The following is a 13,784-nucleotide window of genomic DNA, read 5'->3' as shown; positions in this document are numbered from 1 at the left end:
CCTTCGTGGCGGTTTTTTTGTTGTTATATGTTTTTGGCGAAATCATAGAATAAGTTACTAGGAGGTGCATGCGATTGAAAAAAAGAACACAGAAGGCAGCAGCTCTGCTACTGGCAGGGGTGTTGGTATTGGGCAGTACGATTACCTGGGGATGGAACGTTAGCGCAGAGGCCAATATGCCGTATACCCCTACACCTGTTTTGGGCGTTGCCGGCAATTTTAACGCATTTATATTTGGGGATTTCACGCAATCTTATGATCAGATTCATGGAAGGCTTGCGGCTGAAGGGAATATTACTTTGCAAGGATACGGTGTATCCAAGGATGCGCCTGGCGGGGATGTGCTGGTTGCAGGCAAGAATCTCAGTCTAACAGACGGTACAATATATGGCGCAGCAGTATATGGCGGCAGTATAACCAACACACGTGCAGACCTTAAGGAAACTCCCCGGAAGGGAACCCCGATTGATTTTGCAGCCGAGGAACAGTTTTTGATACAGCGTTCGGATGAATTAGCCGCTTTGCCGCAGACACAACCTTTTGTAAAAGAATACGGGAAGATCACCATTAACGCTCCGGATTCCTATAATGTCATTCATTTGGCCGCTGCAGATTTAGCTGATGCCAATGGCTTGCAGTTCAATATAACTGGTGATGCCACCGTAGTTATTAATGTGAGCGGAAGCTCAGTGAAGATTCCTAATTTTCAATTCTGGGGAGGCAAACCCCGTAAGGTACTGTTCAATTTCTATGAAGCTGCTTCTTTGAATATTGGGAATACAACCATTGAAGGCACCATACTGGCTCCTCATGCCAGCGTCTTTTATGATCATGCAGAACTTCACGGCACTCTAATCGCAAAAGCTTTCAGTGGTTATGTGCAGATGCACCACTATCCATATGACGGGTCGGAACCACCTATAAAGCCAACACCAACGCCGAGCGCATCGACATCGCCAACACCAAGCGCATCGACGTCACCAACACCAAGCGCATCGACATCACCAACACCAAGCGCATCGACATCACCAACACCAAGCGCATCGACGTCACCAACGCCAAGCGCATCGACATCACCAACGCCAAGCGCATCGACGTCACCAACGCCGAGCGCATCGACATCGCCAACACCAAGCGCATCGACGTCACCAACACCAAGCGCGTCGACGTCACCAACACCAAGCGCGTCGACGTCACCAACACCAAGCGCATCGACGTCGCCAACGCCGAGCGCATCGGCAACGCCAACGCCGACAGCGCCACCAAGCACGTCACCAACACCAAGCGCATCAACGTCACCAACGCCGAGCGCATCGGCAACGCCAACACCAAGTGCATCGGCAACGCCAACGCCGACAGCGCCACCAAGCGCGTCACCAGCGCCGAGCGCGTCGACATCACCAACGCCGAGTGCATCGGCAACGCCAACTCCGACAGCGCCACCAAGCGCGTCACCAACACCAAGCGCATCGACATCACCAACGCCGAGTGCGTCGACGTCACCAACACCGACAGCGCCACCAAGCGCATCGCCAACGCCGAGCGCGTCGACGTCACCAACACCAAGTGCATCGGCAACGCCAACGCCGACAGCGCCACCAAGCGCGTCGCCAACACCAAGCGCATCGACGTCGCCAACACCAAGCGCATCGACGTCGCCAACACCAAGCGCATCGACGTCGCCAACACCAAGCGCATCGACGTCGCCAACACCAAGCGCATCGACGTCGCCAACGCCAAGCACATCGACGTCGCCAACACCAAGTGCATCGGCAACGCCAACGCCGACAGCGCCACCAAGCGCGTCACCAACGCCGAGCACATCGACGTCGCCAACGCCGAGCGCGTCGACGTCACCAACACCAAGCGCATCAACATCACCAACGCCGAGCGCGTCGACGTCACCAACACCAAGCGCGTCAACGTCACCAACACCGGTGGTGAACCCGTCGCCTACACCTACAAGCGTAGTAACACCGACACCAACGTCAAACACTACTGTCATTTTCGTGCCGGTAACTGTGCCAACACCAACGCCAACAACGATAATCGGTACGATTGTAGATGATACGGTAATCAATGATGATCCATTACCTTTGGGGCCGGTGGCAACGCTCGCTCCATCTCAGCCGACAGCATCACTCCAGCCTACACCAGCTCCTGCCCCTGCTCCGTCAGCAACAGTAACACCGAAGTCTGGGGATGAAGTGATACTAGATGATGAGATTCCTTTGGGAAGTGTGGATACACCCGACAAGCTGCCGCAGACCGGGGAATCCAGTCCGGCACCTTATTACATCGCTGGTCTGGGAATAGCAGGCTTGGGTTTGCTCCTCAGCAGAACAGCAAGAAGCAATAAACGCAAACGGTAAAAGTAAATGCAACTGTTATAAATAATGGAATACTACATTTTAGCGGGTTAAAAAGATAACTACAGCAGTATAACAAGTGAAAAGAACAGGGCCCCTTCACCATGGAGGTGTCCTGTTCTTTTGTTTGGTCATTTTATGAATTTTGCCAGAATTCAGCTACATTTCCAGTTGGTCCCGAGCCATGTTATACTATGCTGAAAATCGGGTAGCGCTAAGGCCACACTGAAGTAGGATTCCATTTTATCGAAGAAAGGTGACAAACATGTGGAGTGTAATTATAATTGCCGCCTTGCTGATTATTGCTGGTGGTGTGACTTATGCAGGATTCTTTTTTTATGGAGTTGCGATCAAGCGGGCGCCGAAGGAGTTTCTGGCCAAGACTCCTGACCTTAAGGTAGACCCGCCGGTTGCCGGGGCATCCTGGGGGGAAGGGGCGGAGTGGGTATCCCGTCACACCTTCAGAAATATTGAAATTACATCAGATGACGGGCTGACGCTGCGAGGTTATTATCTGCCATCAGAGCGTGCCGCAGGGCGGACCGCTATTATAGCTCACGGATATTCCGGTAAAGGCAAGGATATGGGAGCATGCGCCAAAATTTATTATGAGACCATGGGCTATAATGTGCTGATTCCCGATGCCCGTGGACATGGCGACAGCAAGGGGGATTATATCGGATTCGGCTGGCCGGAGCGCCGGGATTATCTGAAGTGGATCGGGTACATCCTAGCGGAGGACGGGCCGGAGGCACAGATTGTGCTGCACGGGATATCCATGGGCGGGGCAACCGTGATGATGACTTCAGGAGAAGAGCTTCCGCCGCAGGTAAAAGTTATCGTAGCTGACTGCGGATATACCTCTGTCAAAGCGCAGCTGTCTTACCAGCTGTGGCGGATGTACCATCTGCCAAGCTTTCCTTTTGTACATATGGCGAGCCTCATCACCCGCATCAAGGCAGGGTATTTCTTCGGAGAGGCTTCGGCGCTGAAGCAAGTCCGCAAAGCCCGGGTGCCGATACTGTTCATACATGGCGATGCCGATAAGTTCGTGCCCTTCCATATGATGGATGAACTCTATCGGGCATGCAGAAGTCCCAAGGACAAGCTTGTAGTCCATGGTGCGGGACACGGCCTGGCGTATGACACAGACAAGGCAGCGTATGTAACAAAAGTAGCCGATTTTGTGACCCGTTACGTCCATTAACCTTGAAAAAAAGCCCCGGAAACGTAGACGCGCCCGATATCCGCAAACTGCGGTTATCGGGCGCTAATATGTTCCACACATGGAACTGCATCCTATGTACAAGAAAGCAGTGAAGCCATGTCTTCTGCGTATATTTAATCCCCCGCCGTCCGTGAGAAGAACGGGTGTCTTGATCCTTGTTATTTCCAGCAGCCGTGTGGCGAGAATAATCCTTCCAAAACGACAAAAGCCCTACCTCTCTTTTGTCCTTGCGGCTCCGCGGCCGCGCCAGTGCGAATCGGAAAACTATGTTCGAATTTAATCTCATAAAAAGGAAGAGTACTGCAAGAAAACGTAAGATTTTGTGTCCAAAATGCCGATAATAGATAAATGGGCAACGAATCGGCTTGACATCTTCTTGATGGGGATAATGTATACTGCAAACAAATATTCTATAATAATATCATGGAATGCCAAGAAATGCAAATCTTTGAGCTTAAAGGAAGGCTGGAAACGGGGGACCCGATGAATTTATACGGAGTTTTTTTGAAAAAACAGATTCGTAACTACATATTCGGCTCCGTGGTTGCCGTGCTTGCGGTGGGAAGTCTGATCCTTCTCTCCTCACTTGAAATAAGCCAAACTGAGTATTTGCGGCTGCTCTACGTATTGCTGATCTCGTTCGTCATTATGGCTGTGACGGAGATCAACGTCTTCCTCAGACAAATGCGGCCCATCCGGAGGGCACTTAGAGAGCGGAAACCGTCACTGGATATGCTGGAAGAAGCTTATCTGCATACTCACCGGCTACCGAAGCTTGCGGTACAGCGGATATTGGGTCCGCATTTCCTCGGACTGTCTCTGCCAGCGTCGCTCCTGACCTTATGGTTGATACGCACCGGATTAATCAGCTTACCCTACTTCTATCTAGTGCTTGCAGTCGCCGGGGCCATTCTGGTGGCAAGTATGCATGCGTTGATTGAGTTTTTTCTGACCGCCTCGGCGATCATTCCGCTGATTAAGGAATTCAGAAACCGGGCATTGACCTTATATATGGTTGATTTTTCTCTGGAAGGCCATGTGTTTGTGCCTATCCGCCCCAAATTTCTCGTCACTTGTATGCTGATCGGTACTTTCCCGCTCATTCTATTTATTATGGCAACCCAGATCAGGATGGAAACGCTGGGGAGCGGATTAGTGGAGGGCATGCAGAACTATTGGGAGTGGGCGGGGCTTATGCTGATGATCGGCACCCTTTTTTCTTCCATAGCGGCTTGGCTTCTAACCCGAAGTGTGCAGCATCCCATTAACGAGTTATACCAAGCGATGAACCATATCAAAGACGGGCAGCTGCTGCAGATGCAGGATGAATACTCCGATGAATTCTCGAAGCTTGTGGCCGGCTTTAATATGATGGTCCGAGGTCTGCAGGCCCGGGAGCGTCAGAGCAGGCAATTGCTCGACAGCTATTTCACCACCCTTGCCGTAGCGCTGGATGCCCGGGATCCGTACACTGCCGGGCACTCGCTGCGGGTGGCGGAATATTCGGTAATTATTGGCCAGCTCGCGGGGCTCACCGGGCAGAAGCTGGATAATTTGCGCAAGTCTGCCCTGCTGCATGATATCGGCAAAATCGGTGTACGGGACAGCGTGCTCTTTAAGGAGGAGGCTCTGACCGATGAGGAATTTGACCAGATCAAGAGCCATCCCGTGCTTGGAGAGAATATTCTGCGACAGATTGAGCCTGTGGAAAAGATGGCGCCTTACCTGGGCGGGGTTCGCTCGCATCATGAACGTTATGACGGCAAGGGATATCCGGACGGCTTGGCCGGAACAGCTATTCCGCTGCATGGCCGGATTATAGCCGTGGCTGATGCTTATGATGCCATGACCTCTGACAGGCCCTACCGCAAAGGGATGAATCATGAGCGGGCATTGGCTATTCTGGAACAGGGAAGAGGTACCCAGTGGGATCCTGAATTTGCCGGTCTGTTTCTGGCTTATTTCGGAAAAACGGAGAAATTGGATAAAACAGATTATCCAGGCCGGGCGGGATAACCTAATATTTCTTATTGAAGCGGATGCCATCCATTTATGATCGGTATCCGCTTCTGCTTGCGTGCCTATTTTGTGAACTGCTCCCTAAAACCGACAAAACCCGAGTACATTCATTGAAGGATTGCAAACGGACCGTTATAATTAATAAGTCTGGATTTTAACTAAAAAATAAGGGAGATCATTATGAAACGCGCAGATGTGCTGCTGATTTCCATCGTGCTCATTGCCGCGCTTGCTTTTATCGTGCCGAGATGGCTCTCGAACGATAGCGACAAGGCGGGACCCGGAAACAACCTGGTAGCTAATATAACGGTGGATGGCAAGCTGTATAAGACAGTGAAGCTTACAAAAGAAGAACAAACCATTGATATCCGCACAGAGCGCGGCTATAACATTCTGAAGGTGTATGACTATGGGATTGAAATGTACGATGCAGACTGTCCCGATAAGGTATGCCTGGGCTTTGGCCATATTACCCGTCCGAAGCAGACCATCGTGTGCCTGCCGCACCGGGTGTTAGTAGAAATTGCAGGCGGTGTGTCGGGGGAGGATGATATAGATGCCTATGTCCAGTAGTGAATCGGCAACAGCATTAAAGCGTACGGTGATTGTGGCTATTTTCGCAGCGGTCGCTGTAGTACTAAGTCTGGTGGAGGCCCAGATCCCGCTGGTTGGGGTCGGACTCATGCCTGGTGCCAAGCTCGGCTTCGCCAATATCATGATTTTGACCTGTATTTTCTTTTTACGGGGCCGTGACGCCTTTGTGCTGGTCATTTTGAAGACATTGCTTACAGCATTCCTGCTTGGCACCTTTTCGAGTCTTCTCTTCAGTCTGTTCGGATCGCTGCTCAGCTTTGTGGTGATGTTCCTGCTGGTGAAGTGGGGAGGCGGAAAGTTGAGTGTGATCGGTATTAGTATAGCGGGTGGACTGGCCCATAATACGGGGCAGCTGTTCGCGGCAGCCATTGTATTCAAATCTATGAGTATTTTCTATTACTTGCCGGTGCTGCTTATTACCGGGATTGTGACGGGGATCGCAGTTGGCTTCGCCGTACGTTATCTGATAGCGTCGCTGTCCAAAATATCGCTGTTTGAAGAGTTTTTGGGCTAAAGCGGACCCATCAGCGGAGGGATGACTAACATGAATAAAGCATATCAAGACGTGGAGAATGCAGGCGGGGTGCTGGCTGTGATCCAGCTGGACGGAGTATCTTTTGGCTATGATCCGGAGCATCCTATTCTCCACAATATCAGCGTATCCATTCCACAGGGCCAGTGGGTGAGTATAGTAGGACCGAACGGCTGCGGCAAGTCCACACTGGTTAAGCTGATGAACGCCCTACTGCCCAAAAGCGGCGGAGAGATCACCATATGCGGCCATCAGCTGGGTGAAGAAACGATTGGCGCCATCCGCCAATGCATCGGTATGGTGTTCCAGAATCCCGACAATCAATTCATCGGGGCTACGGTGGAGGAAGATATATTGTTTGGGCTGGAGGGGCTGTGTTTGCCCTACGCGGAGATGGAGGAACGCCTGAGAACCTATACCTTGAAGCTGGGGATTGAGGATCTGCTGGCCAAGCATCCGGGCGAGCTGTCGGGTGGACAGAAGCAGCGTGTTGCCATTGCATCCATCCTAGCTATGAAGCCAGGCATCGTCATCTTTGACGAGGCCTCTTCCATGTTGGATGAGGCGAGCCGTGATGAGCTGCTGCGCATTCTTCAAGGGATGAGATCAGATGGGCAGTACACCATCCTGATGATCACGCATGATGCGGACGAGATCCTGGCCTCGGACCGGGTACTGGCCCTGCATGGCGGTGGTCTTGCCGCTGATACGACCCCGCAGGCGCTGTTCAGAAATGCAGAGCTTCTGGAGAAATGCCATCTGCTGGAGCCGTATCCTTGGCGTCTTGCCCGGGAATTGCAAAGCCGGGGAATCAGGGTGGATGTGCCCGCCAGCGAAAAGGAGCTAATAGATACACTATGGCCATACAACTAGAGCAAGTAAGCTTTACTTACGCCGAGAAAAGCTTGTGGAAGCAGACGGCGCTGCATGATATTACCCTTGGTATTCCCAAAGGCTTGCTTACCGGGATTGCGGGTGCAACGGGTTCGGGCAAATCTACGCTGCTGCAGCTCTTTAATGGCATCCTTAAACCAACGCAGGGGACGGTAAAAGTGCTGGATGTGACTATACGGGCCGGTGAGAAATCACCGAAGCTGCTGCCGCTGCGCCGCCGGGTCGGACTGGTCTTTCAATTTCCGGAGCAGCAGATGTTCGAAGATACGGTGGAAAAGGACCTGATCTTTGGACCGCTCAACTTTGGCATGAGTCCGGAGGAGGCCAAGGAGCGCGCACGCAAAGCCATGCTCGAAATGGGGCTGGACCTCGCCTTGCTCTCGCGCAATCCATTCCGCTTAAGCGGAGGACAGATGCGTAAGGCAGCCATCGCCTCCGTACTGGCCATGGACCCGGAAATTGTCGTGCTGGACGAGCCGACCGCCACTCTGGACCCGGTCAGCCGCGCGGAGTTGATCGCGCAATTGGAGCGTCTCTGCCGCGAACAGGGCCGGACGGTTATTATCGTAACCCACCGGATGGATGAACTGCTGCCGGTTGCTGACCGCTGGATTCTGTTAAAGGACGGGAAAATTGCATTTCAGGGCAGCGGTGGAGAACTTGCTGCCGATCCGGACATCCTTACGCGCTGCGGTCTGGGTGTGCCGCATTCGCTCCGTTACTGGCACGCCATTGCCGGCCAGTTCGGCCTTGCGGGCGAGAGGCCCCGCCTTACCGCTGAGAGCCTTGCCGAGCTGATCGCTTCATTGCCGGGGACCGTCAGATCAGGCAACACGGCTGGAATGGGGGATGCCCATGAATGAGCGGCTGCTGCTGGGACGAAGCATTGAGACCGGATCGTGGGTGCACAAGCTGGATGCGCGTTCCAAGCTTACCGGGATGCTGCTGTATGTAGCTGTAATTCTGCTGTCGGATTCCTGGCTGTCGATGGTGCTGCTGGCTGTATTTTCGATTACGATCATGGCTTCGACGCGTATTCCGCTGAAGTATTTCATCAAGGCGGCCAAGCCCTTGCGTTATTTGATGCTGTTCATCTTCATCGTACAGCTTCTGTCCGTCAAAGAGGGAGATGTGCTCTGGTCCGCCGGCTCGTTCTCGCTGCATGAGGGGGGGCTGCGCCTGGCTGCTTTTTCTGTCATCCGCATGCTGTTTCTGATCACGTTCACGGCGCTCCTTACCTTTACCACAACGCCTGGCAAGCTCAATCAGGGACTAGAGGGGATCCTGGCACCCTTCAAGAAATTAGGACTGTCGCCGGACCGGATCACGCTGATGATCAGCATTGCGCTGCGGTTTATTCCTACGATTCTGGATGAATCGCAGATTATTATGAAGGCCCAGGCCTCCCGCGGAGCTGATCTGCAGGAGCTGCCTTTGAAAGAGAAAGCGCGGATGCTGGTGTCGCTGCTTGTGCCGGTGATCTCCAGCGCCTTCCGGCGGGCACAGGATCTGGTCTATTCCATGGAAGCCAGAGGCTTCCGCATGGATGCTCCGCGCAGCCGGTATCACCGTTTGAGGTGGGGCGCTGCCGATACTGTTTTTGTTGCTATGTTTATTATCATGGGAGTTGCAGTGGCATTATTGTGATATTTTAGGAGGAATAGGTAATGGCAAGATTTTTTAACGGAAAAGAAATTGAATTGCTCGCACCTGCGGGAACATTTGATATTTTCAAGGCAGTGGTCGAGTCGGGCTGTGATGCGGTGTATTTTGGCGGTCCTGTACTCAATATGAGAATGATGCGCAAAGGCTATAATCTATCGCATGAAGAAATTATTGAAGCCCTGGACATCGCCCACAGTTTAGATAAAAAAGTATATATCACCGTAAACAATCTTTTCAGCGAAGACGATGTGGAGGAAGCGAGAGCCTATCTGCGGTTTCTTGACGAGGTCCGTCCGGATGCGCTGATTGTTCAGGATATGGCAGTGCTGGAGCTGATCCGCGAGATGGCGCTTACCGTTCCTATCCATGCTTCGGTCATGATGAATGTACACAATCTGGAGATGATCTACGCGCTGCGTGATCTTGGAGTAAGCCGGGTGGTTACCTCGCGGGAAATGGACCTGCAGACGGCTAAGCTGCTGGGGCAGCAGAGCGGCATGGAGCTGGAATACTTTGTTCATGGTGATATGTGCTCTGTTCACGGGGCGAACTGCTATTTCAGCTCCCAGGTATTCGGGATGAGCAGCAACCGTGGCAAATGTATGAAGCCTTGCCGCTGGGATTACCGGATTAAGCGGGACGGATATGTATTCCCGGCAGAATATCCGCTGGCCGTCAAGGATATGTTCATGTATGAGCATCTTCCGGAGCTGATCGAATCAGGAATTACCTCTTTCAAAATTGAAGGCCGGATGCGCGATAAGGAATTCATGGTCTCCCTGGCGAACAGCTACAGTGAGGCTATTGACCGGTATATTGAAGATCCGATTGGCTTTGACCGGACTGTGGACTCCAAAGAGCTATACAAAAACCGCAAACGTGATTTCTCCACCGCTTACGCTTTTGGCAAACCAGGTCTGTCGAACATTAACCGCCGGTACGAAGGTACAGGCAAATTCTACAGCACGGGTAAGGTATTCAGTACGCCAACTGCCGAACGTGAGCTGTCCGAAACCCGGGTGCAGGAGCTGCGCGAACGTCTGGCCGAGGCAGGAAAGGGTTCAAAAGCTGTACCGGAACTAGCTGTACGTGTGAATAATATGGAGCAGGCCCGTCTGGTCATCGAAATGGGTGTAGAGAGCCTGTATCTGCCTGGAGATGTATTTGAGCCGGACCGGCCGTTTACGAAGCAGGATATTAAGGAGCTTGGGGCCATTAAAGGGAATACCCGGTTGTACCTTGGCATGCCGCGGATGATGAACGAGCTTCATTTTAACCAGTATGATCATTTGCTGAACGGAGAACGACTGCCTATTGATGGACTGATGATTACCAATCTTGGGGCCATTCGGCGCTACAGAGCTTACGGGTACCCATTGATCGGTGATGCCAATCTGAATATCTACAATCATCTTTCTGCAGGGCTGTACGCCGGACTGGGGCTGGAAAAGCTGACCGTATCACCGGAAATGACGATGGAGCATTTTGCCGCCTTCACCTCGCGTTGTGATCTGCCGCTGGAGGTTGTTGTTCACGGCACACCGGCGCTGATGTACATGGAACATGATCTATATGAGAATACCGAGGTTATGGAGCCTATTGCTGAAGAAGATAATCTCTATGTCCGTAATGATGTGCTGGTTCTCAAAACCGATAAGGGTGAAAATCCAGTCTACCGTGATCAATTTGGCCGCTGCCATCTGCTCTTCTCGAAAGAACTTTGCTACCTGCCAATGCTGAAGGAAATGCGCGGACTCGGTATTGCCAGCTTCCGGATCGAGGGCGCCACATACAGTACAGAAGAGCTGCGGACAATCATTGCTGCCTACCAGGCTGCCCTTCGCGGAACACATTCGCAAGAGGATCTACTGGGCGGACTTACGCCTGTGTATGCTGGTTATACGCTCGGTGCCCTGCAGTTTAATTAAATTATTTAAATTTTAAAATATCGCCATGGAGCGTATAATAACGGTAAACGTATGATTGTTAAGTAATTTTTTTCACAAAGAAGTTTTACAGATTCATAATCCCTACTGTACCGCCCGGACGGGCGCCTGAAAGAGAGGAACCCTTCATGAAGCAACAAGAGACAGCCATTGGAAGAACAGCGGTTGCCGCCAAAAGAAAGCAATATTTCTATCCCTGCACCGCACACTTTTACCGGGATGCGCCGCAGCTCGTGCGTGGAAGCATGCAGTTTGTCTATGATGAGAACGGCAAGCCGTATACGGACTTTTTTGCCGGGGTATCGGTTGTCGCCTGCGGCCACTGCAACCCTGTAATTACAGGACGGACGATTGCGCAGCTTCAGCAGCTCCAGCACACCTCAACGGTGTATCTTACGCAGCCGAATGTGGATTTGGCAGAGCGATTGGAAGAGGTGCTTCCGGGGAATCTGCGCCGCAGCTTCTTTGTCAACAGCGGCTCGGAGGCCAATGAGGGGGCACTTCTGCTAGCCAGAATGCATACCGGCCGCAAAGGCTTCATTGCTCTGGAGAGCGGGCTGCACGGGCGGACCAATCTGACGATGAGTGTAACCGGGCTGCAAATGTGGAGAACGGATCAATACTTGGATGAAGATGTAACGTTTATCGAGCGTCCGTATCACCCGGAGCTTACGCTGGAGGAGGCTGCAGCCGTTTCTCTGAAAAGCCTGGAGCGGGTGCTGAAGGAAAAAGGCCACACGATCGCTGCGATGATCGTTGAGCCGATTCAGGGGAATGGGGGCATGATTATGCCTGCCCTCACCTATTTCCGCGAGGTCAAAGCGCTGCTGGAGGCGTACGGCGTGCTGCTGATCGACGATGAGATTCAGACGGGCTACGGCCGTACGGGAGCTATGTTCGCTATGGAGCATTTTGGCGTTGTGCCGGATATTATCAGTATGGCCAAAGCGCTGGGCAACGGGGTTCCGGTAGCAGCCTTTGCGACCACAGATGACATTGCGGCATCCTTGAACCGGCCTTCGGCTTCAACCTTCGGGGGGAATCCGGTGTCGGCGGCCACGGCGCTGGCGGTACTCGACTATATCCGCGACGAACAGCTGCCGGAGCGCGCAGCCGAATTGGGGGCTCGACTCAAGGGAGGCCTGGAGTCGCTTCAGGAACGTTATCCGGGAATGATCGTTGACGTACGGGGAACTGGTCTGATGCTGGGTGCAGAGCTGGCGGGTCCGGATGCTGCCGGTTCGGCTACGCTGACCGACGATGTACTGGAAGCGATGAAGGACCGCGGATATTTAATCGGCAAAAATGGCATAGGCCGCAACGTGCTGGCCTTCCAGCCTCCCCTGGTGATTACCGCTGAGGATATTGAAGGCATGCTGACTGCTTTGAATGAAGTGCTGCAGCAAGTTTCTACAGAAAAGGAAGAATGATATGGCCATCTTAAATGCTGTCAAAACCTCTGCGCTCAAGCTGAAAATGTTCAGCGAGCTGGTGATGTTTTCCCATACGCTGTTTTCGCTGCCCTTCGCCATCATTTCGATGGTCTGGGCTGCAGGGGGTTGGCCATCCGGCCACATGATGCTGTGGGGACTTATTGCTCTAATCGGTGCGCGGAATGGTGCTAACGCCTTTAACCGTCTGGTTGACCGAACCTTTGACGGCAAAAATCCGCGCACAGCGCACCGTCATCTGCCGCAGCGGCTGCTTGCGGAGAAGGAAGTTATTTTCTTCATCATCGTCAACTATGCCTTGTTCATTGTAGCCTCCGGCATGCTGAATCTGCTCTGTCTGGTGCTGTCGCCAGTGGCCATCGTTCTGATCTCATCCTATTCGTATACCAAACGCTTCACGTTCTTAAGCCATTTGTATTTGGGCTTTGTGATTGCCTCGGCGCCGATTGGCGCCTGGTTTGCAGTGACGGGAAATATCGCCTTTACCCCGTTCGTGATCGGCACAGTCGTTATGCTCTGGATCGCCGGGTTTGATATCATCTACGGCACCCAGGATATCGATTTTGACCGCAGGAACGGTCTGTGGTCGATTCCCAGCTTCTTCGGACTGGAGAATGCGCTGCGCATTTCCAAAGGCCTGCATTTCATTATGATTATGCTGCTGCTGTTCTTGTACCTCTGGCGAGATCTGGGCTGGATGTACCTGGTCGGTATCGGCATTGCTACAATGCTGCTGATGACCGAGCACCGCATTATTAAGCCGCATAACCGGCGGCTGATGAAGGTGGCTTCGTATAATTTGAATCAGGTAATCAGTATGGTGATATTGCTGTGTACGCTGATTGATTATTTTTATGTGAGTTAGGGGTTTGGCGGGGGGCGCGGTTAGGAGAGGCTCCGCTCCGGGGAATGTTTGGACTTCCGGCCGCTGTTGTCTCCAGATGTTTTGGATTAGATCGCTATTAGCGATAACATCTGGAGACAAAGGCGGACGCTATCGCTCCTACAGTTCCAAACTTCCCCTCCGCTCCGTCCTAACCTTGCCTTGGCCCACCCCACGCTAGCCTGCCCAGCAGGGGGGGGGGG

At 52.6% G+C, this 13,784-nt stretch carries 11 protein-coding genes; all 11 read left to right on the top strand.

All coding sequences use genetic code 11. The features are described from left to right. The first annotated feature begins 74 nt into the window (after nucleotides 1–74). The 11 genes from A3844_RS32475 to A3844_RS25515 all read left to right on the top strand — a co-directional run bounded on the left by A3844_RS32475 (nucleotide 75) and on the right by A3844_RS25515 (nucleotide 13,563). Nucleotides 75–2,372, top strand: coding sequence for a choice-of-anchor A family protein (locus A3844_RS32475; RefSeq protein WP_167374737.1), 2,298 nt, complete (start codon nucleotides 75–77; stop codon nucleotides 2,370–2,372). Between the two features lie 262 nt (nucleotides 2,373–2,634). Further along, nucleotides 2,635–3,576 (top strand): alpha/beta hydrolase, encoded by a 942-nt coding sequence (locus A3844_RS25560; RefSeq protein WP_074108842.1) that lies wholly within the window; start codon nucleotides 2,635–2,637, stop codon nucleotides 3,574–3,576. Nucleotides 3,577–4,080: 504 nt separating this feature from the next. After that, nucleotides 4,081–5,613, top strand: coding sequence for an HD-GYP domain-containing protein (locus A3844_RS25555; protein WP_074108891.1), 1,533 nt, complete (start codon nucleotides 4,081–4,083; stop codon nucleotides 5,611–5,613). Between the two features lie 183 nt (nucleotides 5,614–5,796). Next, a complete protein-coding gene (locus A3844_RS25550; RefSeq protein ID WP_074086731.1) occupies nucleotides 5,797–6,189 on the top strand; it encodes a NusG domain II-containing protein in 393 nt (130 codons plus the stop codon). Beyond that, on the top strand, nucleotides 6,173–6,724 hold the full coding sequence (locus A3844_RS25545) for a Gx transporter family protein (protein WP_074100535.1): 552 nt from the start codon (nucleotides 6,173–6,175) through the stop codon (nucleotides 6,722–6,724). Before A3844_RS25550 ends, A3844_RS25545 begins: the two co-directional genes overlap by 17 nt. Nucleotides 6,725–6,754: 30 nt before the next feature. Continuing rightward, nucleotides 6,755–7,615 (top strand): ATP-binding cassette domain-containing protein, encoded by an 861-nt coding sequence (locus A3844_RS25540; protein WP_074108839.1) that lies wholly within the window; start codon nucleotides 6,755–6,757, stop codon nucleotides 7,613–7,615. Next, entirely contained in the window at nucleotides 7,600–8,499 is a 900-nt protein-coding gene (locus A3844_RS25535; protein WP_074108837.1) for an energy-coupling factor transporter ATPase, read from the top strand. Before A3844_RS25540 ends, A3844_RS25535 begins: the two co-directional genes overlap by 16 nt. Beyond that, entirely contained in the window at nucleotides 8,492–9,283 is a 792-nt protein-coding gene (locus A3844_RS25530; RefSeq protein WP_074108835.1) for an energy-coupling factor transporter transmembrane component T family protein, read from the top strand. Before A3844_RS25535 ends, A3844_RS25530 begins: the two co-directional genes overlap by 8 nt. 20 nt (nucleotides 9,284–9,303) lie before the next feature. Next, nucleotides 9,304–11,229 carry a peptidase U32 family protein gene (locus A3844_RS25525; protein ID WP_074108834.1) on the top strand — a complete coding sequence of 642 codons (1,926 nt, stop codon included), beginning with the start codon at nucleotides 9,304–9,306 and terminating at the stop codon, nucleotides 11,227–11,229. A 146-nt stretch (nucleotides 11,230–11,375) separates the two neighbouring features. After that, on the top strand, nucleotides 11,376–12,677 hold the full coding sequence (locus tag A3844_RS25520) for an aspartate aminotransferase family protein (protein WP_074108833.1): 1,302 nt from the start codon (nucleotides 11,376–11,378) through the stop codon (nucleotides 12,675–12,677). Nucleotide 12,678: 1 nt separating this feature from the next. Further along, the gene (locus tag A3844_RS25515) at nucleotides 12,679–13,563 is read left to right on the top strand and encodes a UbiA-like polyprenyltransferase (RefSeq protein WP_074100532.1); all 885 of its coding nucleotides are present in this window, start codon (nucleotides 12,679–12,681) and stop codon (nucleotides 13,561–13,563) included. Nucleotides 13,564–13,784 lie beyond the last annotated feature (221 nt).

This window comes from Paenibacillus helianthi, from assembly GCF_001909055.1.
In the GTDB taxonomy this organism is placed as follows: Bacteria; Bacillota; Bacilli; order Paenibacillales; family Paenibacillaceae; genus Paenibacillus_AQ; species Paenibacillus_AQ helianthi.
Note: the sequence above shows the minus strand (reverse complement) of the source record. Positions and strands in the feature narration are given on the sequence as shown.

Excerpts from the sequence above, each read along its gene's own strand:
- A3844_RS25555 (WP_074108891.1), top strand. The coding sequence starts at position 4,081 with ATGAATTTATACGGAGTTTTTTTGAAAAAACAGATTCGTAACTACATA.
- A3844_RS25520 (WP_074108833.1), top strand. The coding sequence starts at position 11,376 with ATGAAGCAACAAGAGACAGCCATTGGAAGAACAGCGGTTGCCGCCAAA.
- A3844_RS25515 (WP_074100532.1), top strand. The coding sequence starts at position 12,679 with ATGGCCATCTTAAATGCTGTCAAAACCTCTGCGCTCAAGCTGAAAATG.
- A3844_RS25525 (WP_074108834.1), top strand. The coding sequence starts at position 9,304 with ATGGCAAGATTTTTTAACGGAAAAGAAATTGAATTGCTCGCACCTGCG.
- A3844_RS25550 (WP_074086731.1), top strand. The coding sequence starts at position 5,797 with ATGAAACGCGCAGATGTGCTGCTGATTTCCATCGTGCTCATTGCCGCG.
- A3844_RS25560 (WP_074108842.1), top strand. The coding sequence starts at position 2,635 with ATGTGGAGTGTAATTATAATTGCCGCCTTGCTGATTATTGCTGGTGGT.
- A3844_RS25530 (WP_074108835.1), top strand. The coding sequence starts at position 8,492 with ATGAATGAGCGGCTGCTGCTGGGACGAAGCATTGAGACCGGATCGTGG.
- A3844_RS25535 (WP_074108837.1), top strand. The coding sequence starts at position 7,600 with ATGGCCATACAACTAGAGCAAGTAAGCTTTACTTACGCCGAGAAAAGC.
- A3844_RS25540 (WP_074108839.1), top strand. The coding sequence starts at position 6,755 with ATGAATAAAGCATATCAAGACGTGGAGAATGCAGGCGGGGTGCTGGCT.
- A3844_RS25545 (WP_074100535.1), top strand. The coding sequence starts at position 6,173 with ATGCCTATGTCCAGTAGTGAATCGGCAACAGCATTAAAGCGTACGGTG.